Consider the following 21571-nt stretch of genomic DNA (forward strand, 5'->3'; position numbering starts at 1 on the left):
TACCTGTGTGATTATCCCTTGGGGAGGCTTGGACGAGGTATGACCCGCGTCCAGGCCTCAAATGTGTAAACGATGTCCCCGGTTTCAGATGTAAACGATGTCTACGGTTCTACACCCCGATAGCGGTCTTGAAAACAGGACATCACTAAATGACACACCACAGCGACCTGCTCATCATCGGCGCCGGCATCCTCGGCCTGTCCCACGCCTACGCCGCCGCCAGGCGCGGGCTCAAGGTCAAGGTGTTCGAGCGCAGCGCCACGCCCCTGGGCGCCTCGGTGCGCAACTTCGGCCAGGCCCTGGTGACCGGGCAGCCGCCGGGGCCGATGCTCGACCTGGCGCGGGAAAGCCGCGAGATCTGGGGCCACTGGGCACAAACCGCCGGCCTGCAGCTCAAGCGCAACGGTTCGTACCTGTTCGCCCGCACCGAAGCCGAAGAGCATCTGCTGGAAGCCTTCTGCGCCGGCCGCGCGCGTGAACACGGCTACAACGTCGACCTGTTGCAAGGCGCGGCGTTGAAAGATCTGTATGGCGGCCAGTTCCGCCATCACCGCGCCGCGCTGCATGGCAGGGACGACCAGCAACTGTACTCGCGTGAGGCGATACCGGCGCTGATCCACTACCTGAGCCAGCAACTGGGTGTGGAATTTTACTTCTCCACCCTGGTGCGTGACGTGGAGCCGGGCCAGGTGCACACCACGGCGGGCAGTTTTCGTGGCGAGCAGGTCATCGTCTGTTCCGGCCACGATTATCAAACTCTGTTGGCCGAGGTCATCGCGGGACTCAACCCACAGATCTGCCGCCTGCAAATGCTGCGCGTCCGGCCTGCGCTCAATCTCAACCTGCAACACGCGTTGCTCACCGGCCTCAGTTGCGTGCATTACGGCGCCTTTGCCGACCTGCCTGAAGCCGCGCCGGTACAGGCGCAGATCCTGCGCGATGCGCCGCACCTGCATGCACACGGGATTCACCTGCTGATCAGCCCGACGCCCCATGGCGAACTGATCATCGGCGACTCCCACGACTACGGCAGCGATGCTTCGCCGTTCAATGCCGAGCAGGTGGATGACTGGATGATCGAGTTGGCCGAGCAGACCTTGGGTTGCAAGATCCAGGTGATGGAACGCTGGCAGGGCGTCTACGGTGCCAGGGGCCCGGCGCCGTTTTCATTCGTGCAGGCCGCACCTGGCGTGAGCGCTGCCTTGATGCACACCGGCGTGGGCATGAGCGTGGGGCCGGCGATGGCCGAGCGCAATATCACAACCCTGTGGGGGCAAGCGTGATGAACCCGGAACAGGCGATTGCCGCAGTCTTCGCTTTGTACGAGCAGCACGGCACGGCGGATTACATCGGCGAGCCGGTGTCGCAGATCGAGCACATGTCCCAGGCCGCGCAGTTGGCCATGGCCGAGGGTTTCGATGATGAGGTGGTATTGGCGGCGTTCTTCCACGATATCGGCCATCTCTGTGGCCAGGATGGCGAGAACATGGGCGGTTACGGCGTGGTCAGCCATGAACGGTTGGGCGCCGACTATTTGCGTCGCGCAGGCTTCAGTGAGCGCCTGGCCAGGCTGGTGGAGTACCACGTCCAGGCCAAGCGCTACCTGACGTTCAGCCAGCCGGACTACTACGCACGCTTGAGCGAGGCCAGCCGCCGCACCCTGGGTTACCAGGGCGGTGTGATGACGGCCGAGGAGGCCCGCGTCTTTGAGCAAGACCCGCTGTGTCAGGTCAGCCTGCGCATGCGCCACTGGGACGAACAGGCCAAGCAAATGCACGTGCCGGTGCTCGACCTGCAAGTGCTCAAGGCCAAGGCCCGGCAGCTGCTGGCGGCTTAAGTCTCGTCGAGGCGCTGGGCGAGGGCTTCGACCTGTTCCTGGCGCTCGGCCTGGCTCAGTCTGGCGTGGGGGTTGAGGGACGACCACTGCGGGTGGGCGCGGGCCTTGTGCAACGCGTCCGGCAATTTGCCTTCGCGCCAGGTCTTGTCCTGGGGCGTATCGACCTTGATGCTGTGCATCGCCGCATGGCCGCGCAGGTTCAGGGCCTTGAGCAACTGACGCTGGCGCAGGGCGAGCAGGCGCAGCACGCTGTCGTCCACGGTCAGCTCGCGTTGGCCTTTGATCTTGCCCAGCAGGCGGCTGCCGTAGCTGCGTGCGGTCTGCAACGCGCCACCGGCGATGGCGCCCGCCAGGGCTGCGGCGCCGAGGGTCAGCCCGCCGACCAGCAGGTCCACACCGGCCCCGGCCGCCGCGCCCGCCGCGATACCACCACCCACGCGCACGCCGAGTTGCTTGAGGGTTTCCGGGTTGAACAGGTCATCACCCCAGCGGCCATCGAGCAACGGCAGGTCGCTGGCGGCGGCATCCTGGGGGCGGAAGCCGAACAGCTTGAGCAGGGCCTCCACGCATTTTTGCTCACGCTGACGCACCGCCTTGCGCAAATCGCTGATGGCTTGTTGCTCATCTTCAGTCACCACGCTGCGTCGGCACGCGGCGCAGTCGATCAGCAATTCGGCAATCAACCGCGCGGCGCTCTGTTGACGGGCCTGGCGTTGGGCATCCTGGTCGAGGATCAAGCGCTGCAACTGTGGCCGGGCGTTTTCCAGCAGCAGGGCGAGACTTTCATACAGGCGGCGCTCGCCGTCTTCCGGCGGCGCGACGCTGTCGAAACGCACCAGCGCATGCAGGCCGAGGCGCGCCAGGGCTTCACGCCAGTCCGGCTCGCGGTGGTCGCTGCTGCTGACGAAGTTGAGCACCGGCAGCAACGGTTTGCCGCAACTGGCCAGCACTTGCAGTTCATCACGGTACTTGGCCAGCACCGGTTCGCGAGCGTCGATCACATACAGGCCGGCGTCCGATGCCAGCAGTTGGCGCAGCACCTTGGCTTCCTGCTCGAAACGCTGGCGGGCTTCGCTGCCTTCCAGGAACCGCGCCAGGCGGGCCGGGCCGTCCAGGCGTTCGCCGGGGCGATCCAGGCGTTCCAGGTAATCGAGCAGAGCGATGGCGTCTTCCAGGCCGGGCGTGTCGTACAGCTCCAGCAAGGCTTCGCCGTCGACCGACAAGCGCGCGCCTTCGACATGCCGCGTGGTGCTAGGGCGATGGGAGACTTCACCGAAACCGACGTCACGGGTGAGGGTGCGCAGCAACGAGGTTTTGCCGACGTTGGTGTGGCCGACCACGGCGAGCTTCAGTGGCTTAGTCATGACCGGTCTCCAGCCAGTTCAACGGCGCGCAGTCGGCGAACGGCAGCTCCAGTTGTTGCAGCGCGCTGTGCCAGTCGCCCAGGCGCTCGGCATCCAGCGCCTGGCCGGGCGGGGCTTGCAGCAGCCATACACGGGTGGCGGCTGCGCTGCGTGCGAGTTCGGCGACCAGCGCCAGGCTGCCACGGTCGGGCGAACGGCGCGGGTCGCAGGCGATGGCCAGGCGTGCGGGTGGGAAGCGACTGAGTTGCTCCAGGAGCTTGTTGCGCGATTCGCGGCTGTCGAGGATGCCGGCGTTCTTCACATTGGCCGGCAGCTTGGGCGGCCAGGGGTGCTGATCGTCCAGTTCGATGGCGACCAGTAAGGTGCCGTCGCTGTCCAACTCACTGACGCCTCCGGTGACGTGGTGCAGTTGTTCCGGCGCGGCATCGTTGACACCAAGGCGCTCGCTGCTGGGCATCAGGCGTTCGCGCAGTGGGCTGTAGCCGGGCAGGTTGAGGTCCAGGCGCAAGGCGGCGCGCCCGCGTTTCCAGCGCCACAGGCACAGCAGGGCGAGGATCAACCTTGGCAGCAGGCCGTAGACCAGCAATACGCCGACCAACCAGGCGGCCCACGCCTGGCGGGCGCTTTCGATGTTGAGGGCGGAATCGCCGCTGGCGCGGATCATCTCGACGGTCGGCACATTGAAGCCCAGCAGGGCGGGCAGGGTGCCGAGGGCCTGGGTCACGGCGACGAAGGTGTCGGCCCCGAGGATAGTGGTTTCCCACACAAAGCCGTAACGGCGGGTGGCGAGCAGCGTCAGCAGAATCACCAGCGCGCTGAGCAGCGCCAGCAACCAGAGGCTGTTGACCAGCACACCGACCGCCCAGCGATTGAGTTTCTGCCGTTGCAGCAACAGCAGCAACGCCGGGGCCAACTGAGCGGCCTTGGCATCGCGCGCAAGTTTTTCACTCAACCACAACCACAGGCGCCCGAGGCTGGCGCTGTGCTCGCCGGCAAACAGCAGGCCCAACGCCCAGCTCAACAGCAGGATCAGGTTCAAGCCGAGCAGGCTGCCCAGGGCCCAGAACACATTCACCGGGGTCAAGCCGTTGCCCAGCCCAGCAAAGGCCAGGCCCGCGCCGCTGATGACGGCCACCACCGCCAGCAGCACCAGGGCCAGGCGTGCGCCTTGCAGCCAGCGCGTGAGGGCGGCGGTCAACCCATCGCGCTCGGCCAGGTGCAGGGCGCGCTGTTGAATGCGCGTCGGCAGGTCGCCGCCCTCCGTGCGGGCGAGGCGATTGGCTTCCTGGTCTTCCAGGGGGCCGGCGTGTTCTTCGCGCAGGCGCACGGTTTCCGTCAGCCAGAGTTTGTGCAGGGGGTTCAGTGCTGTCACGCGCCATCCTGTTGTGTTCGTGAGCCTGGAGCATAACTGCTGACTCGTACCTCTGGTATTCTCGTCGCCATGAAAAAAACTCTCCCTTTAAGCCTGATCGCAGCCCTCGGTGAAAACCGCGTGATCGGCGTCGACAACAGCATGCCCTGGCATTTGCCGGGGGATTTCAAATATTTCAAGGCCATCACGCTCGGCAAGCCGATCATCATGGGGCGTAAGACCTGGGACTCCCTGGGCCGACCGCTGCCGGGGCGCTTGAACATTGTGGTCAGCCGTCAGACCGACCTGGCGCTGGAAGGTGCGGAAGTTTTTCCGTCACTCGATGCCGCCGTGGCGCGGGCTGAAGCCTGGGCGCTGGAGCAGGGCGCGGATGAGCTGATGCTGATCGGCGGCGCGCAGTTGTATGCGCAGGGGCTCGAACAGGCGGATCGCCTGTACCTGACACGCGTGGCGCTGAGCCCGGAGGGGGATGCGTGGTTTCCGGCGTTTGATGCGAGCCAGTGGAAGTTGGTTTCCAATCTGCCGAACCCCGCCGAAGGTGATAAGCCGGCTTACAACTTCGAAGTCTGGGAAAAAGCCTAAAAGCATCGGGGGCAAGCCACCTCCCACACTCGACCGCATTCTCATGTTGGAACTCGATCAACTGTGGGAGGGGGCTTGCCCCCCGATGGCGGCCTATCAGGCCTGCGCTAACTCCGCATGCTCATCCGCATCCAACAACGCTTTATCCGTCTGCCCCATGATCTGGCTGGTAATTGCCCCCGCCGTCATCGAACCATTCACGTTCAGCGCCGTACGGCCCATGTCGATCAGTGGCTCCACGGAAATCAGCAGCGCCACCAGTGACACCGGCAAGCCCATGGCCGGTAGCACGATCAACGCGGCAAAGGTCGCGCCGCCGCCCACGCCCGCCACACCGGCCGAACTCAGGGTCACAATCGCTACCAGGGTCGCGATCCACAGCGGGTCCAGCGGGTTGATGCCCACGGTCGGCGCTACCATCACCGCCAACATGGCAGGGTAGAGACCCGCGCAACCGTTCTGGCCGATGGTCGCGCCAAATGAGGCGGCGAAGCCGGCGATGGATTGCGGGATGCCCAGGCGGCGGGTCTGCGCCTCAATGCTCAGCGGGATGGCCGCCGCGCTGGAGCGGCTGGTGAAGGCAAAGGTCAGCACCGGCCAGACTTTGCGGAAGAAGCGCAGCGGGTTGATCCCGGCCAGGGACAGCAACAGGCCGTGCACCACAAACATCAGGCCCAGGGCCAGGTACGACACCACGACAAAACTGCCGAGCTTGATGATGTCCTGCAGGTTGGAACCGGCGACCACCTTGGTCATCAGCGCCAGTACACCGTAAGGGGTCAGCTTCATCACCAGGCGCACCAGACGCATCACCCAGGCTTGCAGGGTGTCGATGGCGTTGAGCACCTTCTGGCCTTTTTCCACGTCATCCTTGAGCAGTTGCAGTGCGGCAACCCCGAGGAATGCCGCGAAAATCACCACGCTGATGATCGACGTCGGCTTGGCCCGGGCGAGGTCGGCGAACGGGTTGGCCGGCACGAACGAGAGCAGCAACTGCGGGATATTCAGGTCGGCAACCTTGCCGGCGTAATCGCTCTGGATCACTTGCAGGCGCGCCATTTCCTGGGTGCCGGCCACCAGGCCTTCGGCGGTGAGGCCGAACAGGTTGGTCAGGCCGATACCGATCAGCGCTGCAATCGCGGTGGTGAACAGCAGTGTGCCGATGGTCAGGAAGCTGATCTTGCCCAGGGACGAGGCGTTATGCAGGCGCGCCACGGCGCTGAGGATCGAGGCGAATACCAGCGGTATCACGATCATTTGCAGCAGTTGCACGTAACCGTTGCCGACCAGGTCGAACCAGCCAATGGAGGCCTTGAGCACGGGGTTGCCGTCGCCGTAAATGGCGTGCAAGGCCGTACCGAACGCTACGCCGAGGACCAGGGCGAACAGAACCTTCTTGGCGAGGCTCCAATTTGTGCGACGGGTTTGTGCCAGGCCCAGCAACAGGGCCACGAACACCAGTAAGTTGAGAATCAGGGGCAGATTCATTGAAGCTCCGTTGAGAAAGCAGCCAATCGCGTGAGCCTGCGATTGCGAGCCGGAAATGCTAACAGCTTGAAATATATTGATTTAATACCGATATGGAATGGTGCCTGTCGTTTTCGGAATAAGGCGCTGACGCTCTGACGTATGCCCGTGACGGAATTGGGACGCACACCGTCGTGCTCGTGTTGGGAACTGTCACAGTGATTTGTTAGCGTCCATGTCTTTCACTCAGGGAGACAACGCCTATGAAGCTCGCGCCGAAATTACTAGCCGCCGCATTCTGCCTCGGACTCGCCAGCCAGGCGTTCGCCGCCACAGAGTTGAAACACTGGCCGGCACCCGCCGCCAAACAACTGAACGAGATGATCGCCGCCAACGCCAACAAGGGTAACTTCGCGGTGTTCGACATGGACAACACCAGCTACCGCTACGACCTCGAAGAGTCCCTGCTGCCCTACATGGAAAACAAGGGCCTGATCACCCGCGACAGCCTCGATCCGTCGCTCAAGCTTATGCCGTTCAAAGACACCGCCGACCATAAGGAAAGTCTGTTCAGCTACTACTATCGCCTCTGCGAAGTCGACGACATGGTCTGCTACCCGTGGGTTGCGCAGGTGTTTTCCGGCTTCACCCTCAAGGAACTCAAGGTCCAGGTGGATGAGTTGATGGCCTCCGGCAAACCGGTGCCGGTCAGCTATTTCGAAGGCGACGTGGTGAAGCAGTCCGAGGTACAGCCGCCGAAGGTCTTCACCGGCCAGGCCGAGCTGTACAACAAGCTGATGGAAAATGGCATCGAGGTGTACGTAATGACCGCTGCGTCGGAAGAACTGGTGCGCATGGTCGCCGCGGATCCGAAGTACGGCTACAACGTCAAACCCGAGAATGTCATCGGCGTGACGACCTTGCTCAAGGACCGCAAGACCGGCGAACTGACCACCGCACGCAAACAGATCGCCGCCGGCAAATACGACGAAAAAGCCAACCTCGGCCTGGAGCTGACCCCCTACCTGTGGACCCCGGCGACCTGGATGGCCGGCAAGCACGCGGCAATCCTGACCTACATCGACGAATGGAAAAAACCGGTGATCGTCGGCGGCGATACGCCGACCAGTGACGGTTACATGCTGTTCCACGATGTGGACGTGGCCAAGGGCGGCATCCACCTGTGGATCAACCGCAAGGACAAATACATGGCCCAACTCAACGGCATGATGGCCAAGCATGCGGCGGCGCAAGCCAAGGAAGGGTTGCCGGTAACGGCGGACAAGAACTGGGTGATCGTCAAGCCTGACGAGATTCAGTAACACCGAGTCGCCTGCATCGCAGGCAAGCCAGCTCCCACATTCGAAGGTGTGCACACATCAAAATGTGGGAGGGGGCTTGCCGCCGATGGCGGCTTCAAGAACACCATAAAACCCAGGCAAAAATAGATATCAATTGCGAGTCAATCTCATCCTCTGCTAGCGTGCGCACTTCTTGAACCCGACGTTCTTCTCAAGGTAGTGCTGTGTCCTCCTGGAATTCGCAGATTGCGCGCCTGTTCGCGGAGCAGAAGAAAGCCCTCGAAGCCTTCGTCACTCGCCGCACCGGCAGCGCCCAGGTGGCCGCCGACCTGACTCAGGAGTCGTTCCTGCGCCTGGCTCGCATGGATTGCGGCGAAAAGATCGATAACCTCCCAGCCTTCCTCTTCACCATCGCCAGCAACCTGGTGCGCGATCATCAGCGCCAGGCCATCCGTCGTGAGCGCCTGGACGCCGGCGAGCCCAGCGAAGAGCTGCCGTGCAGCAACCCAGGTGCCGACGAGCAATTGGCCGCCTACCAACAGGAACAACTGATGCAGGACGCGATCCTGGCGTTGCCTGAAGCGACTCGGCAGATCTTCCTGCTCTATCATGTTGACGAACTTTCCTACCGCGAGATTGGCGAACGCCTGTCGATCACGGCCCGCAGTGTGGAATACCAACTGCGCCGCGCCTTGATCGAATGCCGCGCCTACATCAAGACGCGGCTTGCCTGCGATGAACAAGGACGTCGGTCATGACCGCCACCCCCACTGCCGACGTGTTGTTCGACGAAGCGTCCGGCTGGTATTTCCGCCTGCAGGCCGAGGACGTGACGGCGGCCGACATGGACGCCTTTGCCGCCTGGCTGGGGCAAGGCCCGGCCCAGGATGACGCCTGGCAGGAAGTGCAGGCGATGCTCGGCGGCCTGCGCGAACCGGCGCGGGTGATTCGCCGCGCCGAACAGGCCGCCTGGCACAAACCGGCGCGAGCCTGGCAGCGTTGGGCGTGTGCTGCGGCGGTGTTGCTGGCCGTGGGGCTTACCGTCCAGAACACGCCATGGCTCGACCGCCTGCGCGCGGACTACGCCACCGGCACCGGCGAGTCGCGCAGCATCGAGCTGGCCGACGGCTCGCACCTGCAACTCAACACCGACAGCGCGGTGCAGATCCGTTTGAGCGGGGGCGAACGGCAAATCCGTTTGCTGCGTGGCGAAGGCTTTTTCGACGTCACTAAGGATCCGGCACGGCCGTTCGTGGTGCAGTCGGGCGACGGCTGGGTGAGGGTGGTCGGGACGCAGTTCAGCGTTGCGCGGCGCGATGCGCAAACACGCGTGCAGGTGGCGCAGGGCATGGTGCAGGTCAGTGCCGGCAGCGGTGAGCCGGTATACCTGGAGCCAGGGCGGGCCGTTGAATATCAAGGCCAACGCCTGGCCGAGGTCCATGCTTTCGACCCGGCCAGTGGCTTTGCCTGGCGCCAACGGCAACTGGTGTTTCGCCAGCAACCGCTGTCGGAAGTGGTCAGCGAGTTGAATCGCTATTGGCCCGGCAAGACCCTGGTGCTAGGTGATGCGCTGCGCAACCGCGTGGTGTCGGGTGTGTTTGAAATTGACAAACCCGACGCGGTGATCAAAGCGCTGGAGTACACCCTCAATCTGCACGCCGAGCACTACACCCCTTATTTACTGGTGTTGCGCGAAGGTAAGGCATCGTAATCGCAACTTTTTGAAAAAAATTTCAGGGTTTCTCCCCAAGCACTCGTCCTTGATCACTGAGGCGTAAATAGTAAGCACTCTCAAGTAGTGCGGCGCCGATCACAGACTTTTTGCACCGGGGAGCACCATCCATGGCACACCGATTCGCCGCACGGTCCTTGTTGGCACTGGCCATTTCCATGGCCTTTGGCACTGCGCCGCTGTATTTGCAGGCCGCCGAAACCACCCAGGCCCAGAGCTACCGCTTCGATATTGCGGGGCAAAGCCTGGACGGTGCGCTGGCGGCGTTTTCGGCGGTGACGCGAGTTCAGGTGCTGGTGTCGGGTGAGTTGACTCAGGGCGTGCTATCGCCGGGTGTCAAAGGCAACCTCGGCCAGCGCGAAGCCTTGGGGCAACTGCTCGGCGGCACCGGGCTGAGTGCGGCATTTATCAACGCGGACACCGTGACCCTGGAAAAGCACATGGACACAGGCTCCGCCATCGAAGTCGGCGCCACCACCATCAGCGCCGAACACCTGGGCGCCACCACCGAAGGCAGCGGCTCCTACACCACCGGCGCGGTGACCCTGGGCAAGGGCGAGCAAAAGCTCAAGGATATCCCGCAATCGGTCAGCGTCATGACCCGCAAGCAGATGGACGACCAGAACACCACCAAGCTCTCCGAAGTGGTTAAGCGCACGCCCGGCCTGACCGCGACCAAATCCCCCGGCCCCGGCATGTTCATCTTCTCCCGTGGCTTCGAGATCGGCACCCTGCAATACGACGGCGTAGGCATTCCGCGTAATACCTACGCGCTGGGCAGCTATCTCACCGAAAACATGGCGATCTACGACCGCGTCGAAACCCTGCGCGGCCCGGCCGCTTTGCTGCAAGGCGCGAACAGCCCCGGCGGCACCATGAACCTGGTGCGCAAACGCGGCCAGCAGGCGCCAACGGTGACCATCACCGCCAAGGCCGGCTCCTGGGATCACTACGGCACCCAGGTCGATGCCGGCGGCCCGCTGAACGCTGAAGGCACGTTGCGCGGCCGGTTTGTGGCGGATTACGACACCACCGACTCCTTTGTCGATTATGTCGGCGGCTGGAATCAGACGGTCTACGCGGCGATGGACTACGACTTCACGCCTGATACCACCGTGGGCGTGGGCATCAGCAACCAGAAAGGCCATTCGCGCCCCAACTTCATGTCGCTGCCCCGTTACGCCAACGGCAACGATATTGGGCTGTCACGCTCGACCTTCGTCGGTGCCAGCTGGAACCGCGCCGTCAACAACCAAACCCAGGTGTTTGCCGACATCGAGCATCGCTTCAACGACGACTGGAAAGTGAAAGCCGCCCTCGTGGCGATGGACGAACATAACGACGCGACATACCAAGCGACATGGGACGCCATCCCCAACCCCGGCGACTCCGGTAACGTGCGCTATGTGGACTGGGTTACTGACTTCAATACCAAAAGTCGCGGTGCGGATGTGTATGTCAACGGCGAGTTTGAAGGCCTGGGTTTCCAACAGGAGATGGTGTTGGGCGCCAACTATTCCAAACTCACCACCACCGACCAGTGGTCGCGGGCGGCAACGGCTGGCGCGGATATTTTCAACATCGACCACAACCGTCCGCAGCGCGATAAGTACCAGCTGTTTCAGGCAGGAAATGCGTCGAGGAGCTGGTACGACATTCGTCAGAAGGGCATCTACGGCACCTGGCGCGTGAAAGTGCTCGATCCGCTGACCTTGATCGTTGGTGCGCGTACCAGTTGGTATGACTATTCCTACATCGACCAAAGTGGTTCCAGGGGGGCGTACGGCAGCCCGTCTGGAAGCGCCACTCAGACTAGTGGCAAGGTCACGCCGTATGCGGGCCTGGTATATGCCCTCAATGACCAATGGTCTGCCTATGCCAGTTACGCCGATGCGTTCGAACCACAAACCAACCGGACAACTTCCGGCTCCTTGCTCAAGCCTATCGAGGGCAAGAACTACGAGTTGGGTCTCAAGGGTGAGTTGGCGGATGGTCGTCTCAATACCTCGTTTGCGATCTTCCGTTATGACCAGGAAAATCGCGGCGTCCAAGACCTTCAAGGGCCAATGAACTGCGATGGCTGGTACTGCTCGGTCGCCTCGGGCAAGGTCCGCAGTCAAGGCCTGGAAGCCACCTTGGGCGGCGAAGTGCTGCCGGGTTTGCAACTGGTCTCCAGCTACACCTACAACACCACCAAATTTCTCAAGGACGACACCTACGAAGGCAAGATATTCAGCACTTGGACACCCAAGCACTTGCTCAAGGTCTGGGGCGATTACCAGTTGCCGGGTGACTGGAACAAAGTCAGCGTCGGCGCCGGGGTGACCGCGCAAAGCAGTACCGTGGCCTACGACCGCACCTTCAGCGTGCCGGGCAATGCACTGTGGGATTCGCGGGTGGCCTACAAGATCAACCAGGAGTTCACCGTCGCGGCGAACCTGTACAACCTGTTCGACAAGAAGTACTACATCCCTGCCTACAACGCGAACTGGGGCAGCAACTACTACGGCGATCCGCGTAATGTGATGTTCACCATGACCTACACACCGCAGTTCTGATTACATCCGGATATAAAAATGCCCCGCATTTGGCGGGGCATTTTCATGTGTGGCGGTTAGCCCTTACAGCCCATCCAGCATGGCCTTGTTACGTACCGCACCCTTGTCGGCACTGGTCGCCAGCAAGGCATAGGCCTTCAACGCGGTCGTGACTTTGCGCGGACGCTTCTCCACCGGCTTCCAACCTTTCTTGTCCTGCTCGACCCGGCGCGCTGCCAGTTCTTCATCGCTGATCAACAGGTTGATCGAGCGGTTCGGAATGTCGATCAGGACCTTGTCGCCGTCCTGCACCAGGCCAATCGCACCGCCGGCGGCGGCTTCAGGTGAAGCGTGGCCGATGGACAGGCCCGAGGTGCCGCCGGAGAAACGGCCGTCGGTGAGCAGGGCGCAGGCTTTGCCCAGGCCTTTGGATTTCAGGTACGACGTCGGGTAGAGCATCTCTTGCATACCCGGGCCGCCTTTAGGGCCTTCGTAGCGGATGATCACGATGTCGCCTTCTTTCACTTCGTCGGCGAGGATGCCGCGTACCGAGCTGTCCTGGCTTTCGTAGATCTTGGCGCGGCCTTCGAAGACGTGGATGGATTCATCCACGCCGGCAGTTTTCACCACGCAGCCGTCGAGGGCAATGTTGCCGTACAGCACGGCCAGGCCGCCTTCTTTGGAGTAGGCGTGTTCGACACTGCGGATGCAGCCGTTTTCACGGTCGGCGTCGAGGGTGTCCCAACGGGTCGACTGGCTGAATGCAGTTTGCGTCGGGATACCGGCCGGGCCTGCCTTGAAGAAGGTGTGCACGGCTTCGTCGTCAGTCTGGGTGATGTCCCACTTGGCGATGCCTTCGGCCAGGGATTTGCTGTGCACGGTCGGCAGGTCGGTGTGCAGCAGGCCGCCGCGGGCCAGGGAGCCGAGGATCGAGAAGATCCCGCCGGCGCGGTGCACGTCTTCCATGTGGTACTTCTGGATGTTCGGCGCGACCTTGCACAGTTGCGGCACATGGCGGGACAGACGGTCGATGTCGCGCAGGTCGAAATTGATCTCGGCTTCCTGGGCCGCGGCCAGCAAGTGCAGGATGGTGTTGGTGGACCCGCCCATGGCGATGTCCAGGGTCATGGCGTTTTCGAACGCCTTGAAGTTGGCGATATTGCGCGGCAACACCGACTCATCGTTCTCGCCGTAGTAGCGCTTGCACAACTCGACGATGGTGCGGCCGGCCTGCAGGAACAGCTGCTCGCGGTCGCTGTGGGTGGCCAGGGTCGAACCGTTGCCCGGCAACGCCAGGCCGAGGGCTTCCACCAGGCAGTTCATCGAGTTGGCGGTGAACATACCGGAGCACGAACCGCAGGTCGGGCAGGCGCTGCGCTCGTATTCCGCAACCTTCTCGTCAGAAGCGCTGGAATCGGCGGCGATGACCATGGCGTCGACCAGGTCCAGGCCATGGGAGGCGAGCTTAGTCTTGCCGGCTTCCATCGGGCCGCCGGAGACGAAGATCACCGGGACGTTCAGGCGCAGGGCGGCCATCAGCATGCCGGGGGTGATCTTGTCGCAGTTCGAGATGCAGACGATGGCGTCGGCGCAGTGGGCGTTGACCATGTACTCCACGGAGTCAGCGATGATCTCGCGGCTCGGCAGGGAATACAGCATGCCGTCATGGCCCATGGCGATGCCGTCGTCCACGGCGATGGTGTTGAATTCTTTTGCCACGCCGCCGGCGCGTTCGATCTCGCGGGCGACCAGTTGGCCCAGGTCCTTGAGGTGCACGTGGCCCGGTACGAACTGGGTGAACGAGTTGGCAATCGCGATGATCGGCTTCTTGAAGTCGTCATCTTTCATCCCCGTGGCACGCCACAATGCGCGGGCACCGGCCATGTTGCGGCCGTGGGTGGATGTTTTCGAGCGGTAATCAGGCATTGGAGCACTCCGGGCGGCTAATCGGTATCAAAGGGGAGTGAGCTTCTATTTGACGTCTGGAACACCCGAAAAATGGCACTGGTGTCCGGAAGTTGCCGCAAACGTGACGGGATCGCCGTGCGCATTGGCCTTGAGCTCATAAACCCGCCGGGGGATGACTGGCGATGAATAGGGCCGATTCTACACCGTCTTCCTGTAGGAGCGAGGGGGAAAGCGTTAACGTCCGACCCGTAAATTCGTCAACCAGCCCCAGAGGCTGAACACGACGAAGCTCACCGCAATGGTCAGCAGCAGATGCGTTCCGGTTTGTGCCAAGGCCGCACTGCTGACGGCGGCCGTGAGGAACATGATGCTGTTCCCGGCCGATGCGGCAGTGCCCGCGCTGCTCGAGAACAACAGCATCGCCGCCGAAATCGCCGCCGGACGAACCAGCGTCACGGCCAGGGCGCTGATCAGCATCGGGATCAGCAGAGTCAAGGTGGTGATGGCTTCAAAAATAATGATCAGCGTCAACAGCACACCCGCGACGAGCAATAGTCCGAGGCCGATGTTGATTTGCCGGGACAGCGCCATGCGTTTTTGCAGGTACGAGGCAGCAACGCCGCCGAGCAGATAGGCCACGCCGTACACCGTCAGCACCCACGCATATTGGTATTCGGACAGCTTCAGCGCATCCATGAAAATCAGCGGCGTCACGCTGATCAAGGCGAAGTAGCAGGCAAACACCAAGGCGGCGATCCACCAGTAGCGCAGGAAGTCGCGATTGGCGGCGACCGCTCTGAGCGTGCCCAGGATCGAGACTGGCGCGTGGTGCGGGCTGGCAGCCTTGGAAGGCAGGATGCAAAACGCATGGATCAACATGCCCAATGCCATGAGCGCAAACCCATAGAAGCTTCCTTGCCAGTCGAAGGTGGTTTGCAGCCAGGAGCCGATCAGCGGCGACAGCGCGACAAACGAGCCGCTCAGGGTCATGTAATAGAGGCGCACCCGGGCTCGGTTCTTTTCGTCGAACAGGTCTTCCACCAGTGCATGGCCCAATACGAAGAAGCCGCAGCCCATGGCCTGGACCGTGCGAAACAGCAGGAAGGTCAGGTAATCCGGGGCCATTGCGCAGCCTATCGCCCCGAGGATCGACAGCGTGATGCAGCCGAGCAGCACTTCCTTGCGCCCCCATTTATCCGAAAGCGGGCCGGCGACCAGTTGGGAGATGGAAAAGACCAGGGTGAACAGGCTGATGGACAGTGCGATGTCTGCGCTGGGCGTTTCGAAGCGGGTTGCCAGCGCGGGGAAGGAGGGCAGCAGGATATTGATCGGGAAGAAGCTGATCAGTGAAATGCAGGTGATGAGGATAAAGCGGGAGAGGGAGGGCCCAGACATTGTTTTTGTTTTCCGGAGTAAAACCAGAAACCGATACTAGTCTGCGAAAAGTGGAATTCAATCAAAAGCGTTGAGAGAAACTTCCTGAATGGACGTGGCTTGCTTGGGTAGGAAAAGTTTTCACGGCAACCACAAAACAAATGTGGGAGGGGGCTTGCCCCCGATTGCGTAGTGTCAGCCCCCTATTAGCTGGCTGATACACGGCTATCGGGGGCAAGCCCCCTCCCACATTTTTATCTGTGCTTGGCTTTAGCTGTTTGGCAACAAACGGCACGTAATGCTCTTGATATACCGGGTCTCGACAATCGCCGGGTGCACCGGATGATCCGGACCCTGGCCGCCACGCTCAAGCATCTGGATATTGCGGTCCAGATGGCGGGCGCTGGTCAGCAGGATGTTTTGCAGGTCATCTTCCGGCAGGTGCATGGAGCACGAGGCGCTGACCAGGATGCCGTCCTTGCTGAGCAGGCGCATGGCTTGCTCGTTCAGGCGGCGGTAGGCGCCTTCGCCGTTCTTCATGTCTTTTTTGCGTTTGATGAAGGCCGGTGGGTCGGCGACGATCACGTCGAAGCGTTCTTCGCTGGCTTTCAGTTCTTTGAGGGCTTCGAAGACGTCGCCTTCGATGCAGGTCATCTTCTCGGCAACGCCGTTCAGCGCGGCGTTGCGCTCCACACCATCGAGGGCGAAGGCCGAGGCGTCGACGCAGAACACTTCACTGGCGCCGAAGGCCGCGGCTTGTACGCCCCAGCCGCCGATGTAGCTGTACAGGTCGAGCACGCGTTTGCCTTTGGCGTATGGGGCCAGGCGCGCGCGGTTCATGCGGTGGTCGTAGAACCAGCCGGTTTTCTGGCCCTGGATCACCGGGGCCTCGAATTTCACGCCGTTCTCTTCCAGCGCGACCCACTCCGGCACCAGGCCGAACACGGTTTCGACGTAGCGGTTGAGGCCTTCGGCGTCGCGCGCGGCGGAGTCGTTCTTGAACAGGATGCCGCTTGGCTTGAGCACTTGGGTCAGTGCGGCGATCACGTCTTCCTTATGGGCCTCCATGGTCGCCGAAGCGATCTGCACCACCAGGATGTCGCCGAAACGGTCGACTACCAGGCCCGGCAGCAGGTCGGAATCGCCGTAGACCAGGCGGTAGAACGGCTTGTCGAACAGGCGATCACGCAGGGACAGGGCGACGTTGATGCGGTGCACCAGCAGCGACTTGTCCAGCGGCAACTTGATGTCGCGCGACAGCAGGCGTGCGCAGATCAGGTTGTTCGGGCTCATGGCCACGATGCCGAGGGTCTTGCCGCCGGCCGCTTCCAGGATAGCCTGGTCGCCCGCCTGGAAGCCGTGGAGAGGGGTGGCGGCCACGTCGATTTCGTTGCTGTAGACCCACAGGTGGCCGTTGCGCAAACGACGATCGGCGTTGGCTTTGAGACGCAGGCTTGGCAGGGACATGACGTCGCTCCGGAAAAAAGAGCGGGAGTATACCGTGTTGCGCCCCTGTTGGCCGCGCCGCCGGACATGTGGGAGCTGGCACCCACATTTGGTCCGGTTCCAATCCGGTTTTTGAGGTGTCGGTGAGCTTCCCATCGGGGTTAGAATCCCCGTCTATCCCAGAGTATGTACTTATGTCCCAAGAGCTTTCCGCCGAACAGATCCAGCAGGCCCTCCAAGGCATCAGCGTGCCGCCCCAGCCGCAAATCATGGTGGATTTGCAGATGGAGCAGTACATGCCCGACCCGGACCTGGAAGTGATCGCGCGGTTGATCTCCCAGGACCCGGGCCTGTCCGGCGCGTTGCTGAAGATCGTCAATTCGTCCTATTACGGCCTGAGCAACAAGATCGCCTCGATCCAGCGCGCGGTGAACCTGCTGGGCAGCCGGTCGATCATCAACCTGATCAACGCCCTGTCGATCCGGGGCGAGATGAGCGACGACACCATCGTCACCCTCAACCGCTTCTGGGACACCGCCCAGGACGTGGCCATGACCTGTCTGACCCTGGCCAAGCGCACCGGCGCCCAGGCGGTGGACGAGGCTTATGCCCTGGGGCTGTTCCACGATTGCGGCGTGCCGCTGATGCTCAAGCGCTTCCCCAATTACATGACGGTGCTGGAGCAGGCCTACGCCAACGCCGGCCCCGACTGCCGCGTGGTCGACACCGAAAACAACGCGTTCAACACCAACCATGCGGTGGTCGGCTATTACACCGCCAAATCGTGGCGCCTGCCGGAGCATGTGACCGATGCCATCGCCAACCACCACAACGCCTTGGCGGTCTTCAGTGATGAGTCGTCGCGCAATCCGCAGCTGAAAAACCTGCTGGCGATCCTGAAGATGGCCGAGCACATCTGCTCGTCCTGCCGCGTGCTGGGCAACCAGTCGGTGGATCATGAGTGGAATGCCATCGGCCACCTGGTGCTGGACTACGTGGGCCTGTCGGACTACGACTTCGAAAGCCTGAAGTTGTCGATCCGCGAACTGGGCGCGCACTGATCCCCCCTTCACGAGGTACACATGCCCGAGTTACCAGAAGTCGAAACCACCCGGCGCGGCATTGCGCCGCACCTGGAAGGCCAGCGGGTCAGCCGCGTGGTGGTGCGTGAGCGGCGCCTGCGCTGGCCGATTCCGGAAGACCTCGATGTGCGCCTTTCCGGCCAGCGCATCGTGCTGGTGGAGCGGCGGGCGAAGTACCTGTTGATCAACGCCGAAGTGGGCACCTTGATCAGCCACCTGGGCATGTCGGGCAACCTGCGCCTGGTGGAGGTCGGCATGCCGGCGGCCAAGCATGAACATGTGGATATCGAGCTGGAGTCTGGCCTGGCCCTGCGCTACACCGACCCTCGGCGTTTCGGCGCGATGCTCTGGAGCCAGGACCCGCACAACCATGAACTGCTGATCCGCCTGGGGCCGGAACCGCTGACGGACCTGTTTGATGGCGAGCGCTTGTTTCAGTTGTCTCGCGGCAAGTCCATGGCGGTGAAGCCGTTCATCATGGACAACGCGGTGGTGGTGGGCGTGGGCAATATCTATGCGACCGAGGCGTTGTTTGCGGCGGGGATTGATCCGCGTCGCGCCGCCGGCGGCATTTCACGCGGGCGTTATTTGAAGCTGGCGATCGAGATCAAGCGCATTCTGGCGGCGGCGATCGAGCGTGGCGGCACCACGTTGCGGGACTTTATCGGTGGTGACGGGCAGCCGGGGTATTTCCAGCAGGAATTGTTCGTCTACGGCCGGGGTGGCGAGCCGTGCAAGGTCTGCGGGACTGAGCTGCGCAATGTGGTGCTGGGGCAGCGGGCGAGTGTGTTTTGCCCCAGGTGCCAGAGCTGATTGCTGTGTGAATGCTGATATTGCCATCGGGGGCTTGCCCCCGATGAGGCCCTGATAGGCGCTGAAGAACCTCAGGCTTTACCGGTAATCTTCCGGTACTTCTCCATCAACTGCTCTTCCGACTCCGGATGAGCTTCATCCAGCGGAATGCAATCCACCGGGCATACCTGCTGGCACTGCGGCTCGTCGTAATGACCGACGCACTGGGTGCACAGGTTAGGGTCGATCACGTAGATCTCTTCGCCTTGGGAGATGGCGGCGTTCGGGCACTCGGGTTCGCAGACGTCGCAATTGATGCAATCGTCGGTGATGATCAGGGACATGGAAACTCCTGCCAGGGCTGTCAGCCAAGGCATCTGAAAACTAATGCGCGCAATTGTGCCGCATTGGCGCCCGCAGTGCGAGCTGTGGTGAGCGGGCTTGCCCCGCGTTGGGCAGCGAAGCGGCCCCAAAACCAGACGACCGGTTATTCACCTGAGGCGACGCGAGTCTTTATTAGGGCTGCTACGCAGCCCAACGCGGGCAAGCCCGCTCACCACATTACTTCTTGAAGCGCAGCGTCAGCGCATCGGCCACGGCCGGGTGCACGAACTTGGTGATATCCCCGCCTAAAGCGGCAATTTCACGCACCAACGTCGAGGAAATGAACGAATAACGTTCCGACGGCGTGAGGAACAGGCTTTCCACGTCCGGCGCCAGTTGGCGGTTCATGTTGGCCAGCTGGAATTCGTATTCGAAGTCCGACACCGCGCGCAGGCCTCGCAGGAACACATTGGCGTTCTGCTCTTTGGCGAAATGCGCGAGCAACGTGGAAAAGCCCACCACTTCCACGTTGGGCAAGTGCTTGGTGACCTCACGCGCCAGCTCCACGCGCTGTTCCAGGGGAAACAGCGGGTTTTTCTTGGGGCTGGCCGCGACTGCGATGATCACATGGTCGAACAAACGAGAGGCGCGTTCGACCAGATCGCCATGGCCTTTGGTAATCGGGTCGAAGGTACCTGGGTACAACACTCGGTTCATCGCGTCGTCCTGGCGGAGTCCGTTGGGGAACCGGATGGTATCGCAGCCATCCCGGTCGGCCAAGTCAACTTATGCATAAGAAAGCCGTATAGACACCGTGAATAGCGTGTTTTTTCACGCTGTTTTCAGACGTTCGGCCAAGGCTGTCGCCAGTTGAGCGGTTAATCCGTATACCGATAATTGCGGGTTAGCCCCAATACTGGTGGGGAATAACGAACCGTCGTGGATCGACAGGTTGCGCAACTGGTGATGGCGACCAAGGCTGTCAGCCACCGCGTTTTTTGGATCTTCACCCATGGCACAGCCACCCATCACATGGGCGCTGCCCAGGGTTGTCCGGTGCAATTCCAGATTCAAACCCTCAATTACGCTGCGTGCCTCGGCCAAGGTGTTCACGAACCGTGCGTCATGGTGCAGTGGCTTGACTGACTTGGCGCCCGCCGCGAACTGGATTTCGGCCATGCTGTGAAAGGCCCGGCGCAGACCATCCCAGGCGTAGGGTGAAACCTGATAGTCGAGCACCGGCGTACCGTCACCGCGTAAATCCACGCTGCCGCCCTGGCTGTCGGGGTGAAAGCCGTCACGCAACAGCGCGAGCATGGCGTGGGTGTGCGGCAATTGGCTCATGTCCAAGGCGTTCTGTGTGCCATAGCCGCCGAACAAGGTGCTGGCTAAGCCAGGATGCAGGGGCGGTGCTTCCAGCTTGTAGGACATTTTGCCGGTGGTGCCGTCCTGCCATTGGAAGTGATCGGAATAGATCGACTGCGGCGCGCCGTAGAACGGGTTGATCACCTCATCGAACAGCCCGGCAGAGAAGTTCACCAAGTGCAAAAAGGTCCGCTTGCCCAGACGCGAATGCGGATCGGGGGCATCCGAGCGCATCAGCAGCGCCGGGCTATTGATGCCGCCGCCCGACAGCACGTAATGCTTGGCCTTCACGGTGATCTTGCGCCCGGTAGGCGCCACGCAACGCGCGTCCATCGCCACGCATTCCAGGCTGCTGATGGTGTCGCCGCTGTATTTGAGCTGCTCGGCGCGGGCCAGGTACAGCAGTTCGCCGCCTTTTTCCAGGGTGGATGGGATGGTGGTCACCAGCATCGACTGCTTGGCGTTGACCGGGCAGCCCATGCCGCAATAACCCAGGTTGAAGCAGCCACGTACGTTGCGCGGGATCACATGCCAGCTGTAGCCGAGCTTTTCGCAGCCTTTGCGGATCACATCATTGTTGGCATTCGGGGGGATGGCCCACGGCGCGATGCCCAGGCGCTGCTCCATCTTTTCGAACCACGGTGCCATTTCCGCGCTGCTGTGGCCTTTTACCGCGTACTCGCTGGCCCAATGGCTAAGAGTGGCGTCCGGGGTGCGGAAGCTGGAGGTCCAGTTGATCAGCGTGGTACCGCCCACCGCGCGGCCCTGCAGGATGGTGATCGCGCCGTCCTTGCTCATGCGGCCGATGCCTTCCTGATACAGGCTGGCGTAGGCCTCGTCTTCCAGCAGCTTGAAGTCGCTGCTGGTCTTGAGCGGGCCTTCTTCGATCAGCAGCACTTTATAACCCGCGGCGCTGAGGATTTCGGCGGTGGTGCCGCCACCGGCGCCGCTGCCGATAATGGCCACGTCGGCTTCGAGGGTCAGGTCGCTGTCGAGGGCGGCGCCATTGTGGGTTTTCCAGCCGCGGGCCAGGCCGTCGCGGAACAGATCGGGTACGGGCATCAGGGTCGTCTCTTGTTTTTATTGTG

The 21571-nt window shown here is 62.1% G+C and carries 18 protein-coding genes; 9 read left to right on the plus strand and 9 right to left on the minus strand.

All coding sequences use genetic code 11. The features are described 5' to 3' along the window. Nucleotides 1–149 precede the first annotated feature (149 nt). Both HCF10_RS29370 and HCF10_RS29375 read left to right on the plus strand, forming a co-directional pair. Nucleotides 150–1283: a TIGR03364 family FAD-dependent oxidoreductase gene (locus HCF10_RS29370; RefSeq protein WP_167656940.1), complete on the plus strand. Its 1134-nt coding sequence runs from the start codon at nt 150–152 to the stop codon at nt 1281–1283. Further along, nucleotides 1283–1837 carry a phosphonate degradation HD-domain oxygenase gene (locus tag HCF10_RS29375; RefSeq protein ID WP_167656941.1) on the plus strand — a complete coding sequence of 185 codons (555 nt, stop codon included), beginning with the start codon at nt 1283–1285 and terminating at the stop codon, nt 1835–1837. Before HCF10_RS29370 ends, HCF10_RS29375 begins: the two co-directional genes overlap by 1 nt. Here HCF10_RS29375 and HCF10_RS29380 read toward each other — a convergent pair. Both HCF10_RS29380 and HCF10_RS29385 read right to left on the minus strand, forming a co-directional pair. Next, nucleotides 1834–3201 (minus strand): DUF3482 domain-containing protein, encoded by a 1368-nt coding sequence (locus HCF10_RS29380; RefSeq protein ID WP_145336918.1) that lies wholly within the window; start codon nt 3199–3201, stop codon nt 1834–1836. The genes HCF10_RS29375 and HCF10_RS29380 overlap by 4 nt on opposite strands. Further along, nucleotides 3194–4573, minus strand: a complete 1380-nt coding sequence (locus HCF10_RS29385; RefSeq protein ID WP_167656942.1) for a DUF2868 domain-containing protein — start codon at nt 4571–4573, stop codon at nt 3194–3196. Before HCF10_RS29385 ends, HCF10_RS29380 begins: the two co-directional genes overlap by 8 nt. A gap of 69 nt (nt 4574–4642) precedes the next feature. On the opposite strand from HCF10_RS29385, the gene HCF10_RS29390 reads away from it, so the two are divergent. Further along, entirely contained in the window at nt 4643–5155 is a 513-nt protein-coding gene (locus tag HCF10_RS29390) for a dihydrofolate reductase (protein ID WP_131697530.1), read from the plus strand. 96 nt (nt 5156–5251) lie between these two features. On the opposite strand, the gene HCF10_RS29395 is transcribed toward HCF10_RS29390, so the two are convergent. Further along, nucleotides 5252–6643 (minus strand): L-cystine transporter, encoded by a 1392-nt coding sequence (locus tag HCF10_RS29395; RefSeq protein WP_167656943.1) that lies wholly within the window; start codon nt 6641–6643, stop codon nt 5252–5254. 242 nt (nt 6644–6885) lie between these two features. Between HCF10_RS29395 and HCF10_RS29400 the strand changes: the two genes are divergently transcribed. The 4 genes from HCF10_RS29400 (at nt 6886) to HCF10_RS29415 (ending at nt 12213) form a co-directional block, all read left to right on the plus strand. Continuing rightward, a complete protein-coding gene (locus tag HCF10_RS29400) occupies nt 6886–7944 on the plus strand; it encodes a haloacid dehalogenase-like hydrolase (RefSeq protein ID WP_131697528.1) in 1059 nt (352 codons plus the stop codon). Nucleotides 7945–8147: 203 nt separating this feature from the next. Continuing rightward, complete coding sequence (locus HCF10_RS29405) at nt 8148–8681, plus strand: RNA polymerase sigma factor (RefSeq protein WP_167656944.1); 534 nt, start codon at nt 8148–8150, stop codon at nt 8679–8681. Then, on the plus strand, nt 8678–9634 hold the full coding sequence (locus tag HCF10_RS29410) for a FecR family protein (RefSeq protein WP_167656945.1): 957 nt from the start codon (nt 8678–8680) through the stop codon (nt 9632–9634). Before HCF10_RS29405 ends, HCF10_RS29410 begins: the two co-directional genes overlap by 4 nt. Before the next feature lie 131 nt (nt 9635–9765). Then, the gene (locus HCF10_RS29415; RefSeq protein ID WP_167656946.1) at nt 9766–12213 is read left to right on the plus strand and encodes a TonB-dependent siderophore receptor; all 2448 of its coding nucleotides are present in this window, start codon (nt 9766–9768) and stop codon (nt 12211–12213) included. 63 nt (nt 12214–12276) lie between these two features. On the opposite strand, the gene ilvD is transcribed toward HCF10_RS29415, so the two are convergent. From ilvD to HCF10_RS29430, 3 genes are all read right to left on the minus strand, one after another. Continuing rightward, on the minus strand, nt 12277–14118 hold the full coding sequence (ilvD, locus tag HCF10_RS29420; protein ID WP_131697527.1) for a dihydroxy-acid dehydratase: 1842 nt from the start codon (nt 14116–14118) through the stop codon (nt 12277–12279). 216 nt (nt 14119–14334) lie between these two features. Further along, the gene (locus HCF10_RS29425; RefSeq protein WP_167656947.1) at nt 14335–15495 is read right to left on the minus strand and encodes an MFS transporter; all 1161 of its coding nucleotides are present in this window, start codon (nt 15493–15495) and stop codon (nt 14335–14337) included. Nucleotides 15496–15744: 249 nt separating this feature from the next. Further along, on the minus strand, nt 15745–16941 hold the full coding sequence (locus HCF10_RS29430; protein WP_053127951.1) for a class I SAM-dependent rRNA methyltransferase: 1197 nt from the start codon (nt 16939–16941) through the stop codon (nt 15745–15747). A gap of 227 nt (nt 16942–17168) precedes the next feature. On the opposite strand from HCF10_RS29430, the gene HCF10_RS29435 reads away from it, so the two are divergent. Both HCF10_RS29435 and mutM read left to right on the plus strand, forming a co-directional pair. After that, nucleotides 17169–17981, plus strand: a complete 813-nt coding sequence (locus tag HCF10_RS29435; protein ID WP_172681436.1) for an HDOD domain-containing protein — start codon at nt 17169–17171, stop codon at nt 17979–17981. Nucleotides 17982–18002: 21 nt separating this feature from the next. Beyond that, nucleotides 18003–18815 (plus strand): bifunctional DNA-formamidopyrimidine glycosylase/DNA-(apurinic or apyrimidinic site) lyase, encoded by an 813-nt coding sequence (gene mutM, locus HCF10_RS29440; protein ID WP_167656948.1) that lies wholly within the window; start codon nt 18003–18005, stop codon nt 18813–18815. A 71-nt stretch (nt 18816–18886) separates the two neighbouring features. Here mutM and HCF10_RS29445 read toward each other — a convergent pair whose 3' ends face one another. From HCF10_RS29445 to HCF10_RS29455, 3 genes are all read right to left on the minus strand, one after another. After that, nucleotides 18887–19138 (minus strand): YfhL family 4Fe-4S dicluster ferredoxin, encoded by a 252-nt coding sequence (locus HCF10_RS29445; protein ID WP_008364838.1) that lies wholly within the window; start codon nt 19136–19138, stop codon nt 18887–18889. A 217-nt stretch (nt 19139–19355) separates the two neighbouring features. Beyond that, on the minus strand, nt 19356–19835 hold the full coding sequence (coaD, locus tag HCF10_RS29450) for a pantetheine-phosphate adenylyltransferase (protein ID WP_003176711.1): 480 nt from the start codon (nt 19833–19835) through the stop codon (nt 19356–19358). 114 nt (nt 19836–19949) lie between these two features. Then, the gene (locus HCF10_RS29455; protein ID WP_131697523.1) at nt 19950–21545 is read right to left on the minus strand and encodes a GMC family oxidoreductase; all 1596 of its coding nucleotides are present in this window, start codon (nt 21543–21545) and stop codon (nt 19950–19952) included. Nucleotides 21546–21571: the final 26 nt, after the last annotated feature.

It is taken from the genome of Pseudomonas sp. B14(2022) (assembly GCF_012030485.1).
Taxonomy (GTDB): domain Bacteria; phylum Pseudomonadota; class Gammaproteobacteria; order Pseudomonadales; family Pseudomonadaceae; genus Aquipseudomonas.

Excerpts from the sequence above, each read along its gene's own strand:
- HCF10_RS29370 (WP_167656940.1), top strand. The coding sequence starts at position 150 with ATGACACACCACAGCGACCTGCTCATCATCGGCGCCGGCATCCTCGGC.
- HCF10_RS29375 (WP_167656941.1), top strand. The coding sequence starts at position 1,283 with ATGAACCCGGAACAGGCGATTGCCGCAGTCTTCGCTTTGTACGAGCAG.
- HCF10_RS29380 (WP_145336918.1), bottom strand. The coding sequence starts at position 3,201 with ATGACTAAGCCACTGAAGCTCGCCGTGGTCGGCCACACCAACGTCGGC.
- HCF10_RS29390 (WP_131697530.1), top strand. The coding sequence starts at position 4,643 with ATGAAAAAAACTCTCCCTTTAAGCCTGATCGCAGCCCTCGGTGAAAAC.
- HCF10_RS29395 (WP_167656943.1), bottom strand. The coding sequence starts at position 6,643 with ATGAATCTGCCCCTGATTCTCAACTTACTGGTGTTCGTGGCCCTGTTG.
- HCF10_RS29400 (WP_131697528.1), top strand. The coding sequence starts at position 6,886 with ATGAAGCTCGCGCCGAAATTACTAGCCGCCGCATTCTGCCTCGGACTC.
- HCF10_RS29410 (WP_167656945.1), top strand. The coding sequence starts at position 8,678 with ATGACCGCCACCCCCACTGCCGACGTGTTGTTCGACGAAGCGTCCGGC.
- HCF10_RS29415 (WP_167656946.1), top strand. The coding sequence starts at position 9,766 with ATGGCACACCGATTCGCCGCACGGTCCTTGTTGGCACTGGCCATTTCC.
- ilvD (WP_131697527.1), bottom strand. The coding sequence starts at position 14,118 with ATGCCTGATTACCGCTCGAAAACATCCACCCACGGCCGCAACATGGCC.
- HCF10_RS29425 (WP_167656947.1), bottom strand. The coding sequence starts at position 15,495 with ATGTCTGGGCCCTCCCTCTCCCGCTTTATCCTCATCACCTGCATTTCA.
- HCF10_RS29430 (WP_053127951.1), bottom strand. The coding sequence starts at position 16,941 with ATGTCCCTGCCAAGCCTGCGTCTCAAAGCCAACGCCGATCGTCGTTTG.
- mutM (WP_167656948.1), top strand. The coding sequence starts at position 18,003 with ATGCCCGAGTTACCAGAAGTCGAAACCACCCGGCGCGGCATTGCGCCG.
- HCF10_RS29445 (WP_008364838.1), bottom strand. The coding sequence starts at position 19,138 with ATGTCCCTGATCATCACCGACGATTGCATCAATTGCGACGTCTGCGAA.
- coaD (WP_003176711.1), bottom strand. The coding sequence starts at position 19,835 with ATGAACCGAGTGTTGTACCCAGGTACCTTCGACCCGATTACCAAAGGC.
- HCF10_RS29455 (WP_131697523.1), bottom strand. The coding sequence starts at position 21,545 with ATGCCCGTACCCGATCTGTTCCGCGACGGCCTGGCCCGCGGCTGGAAA.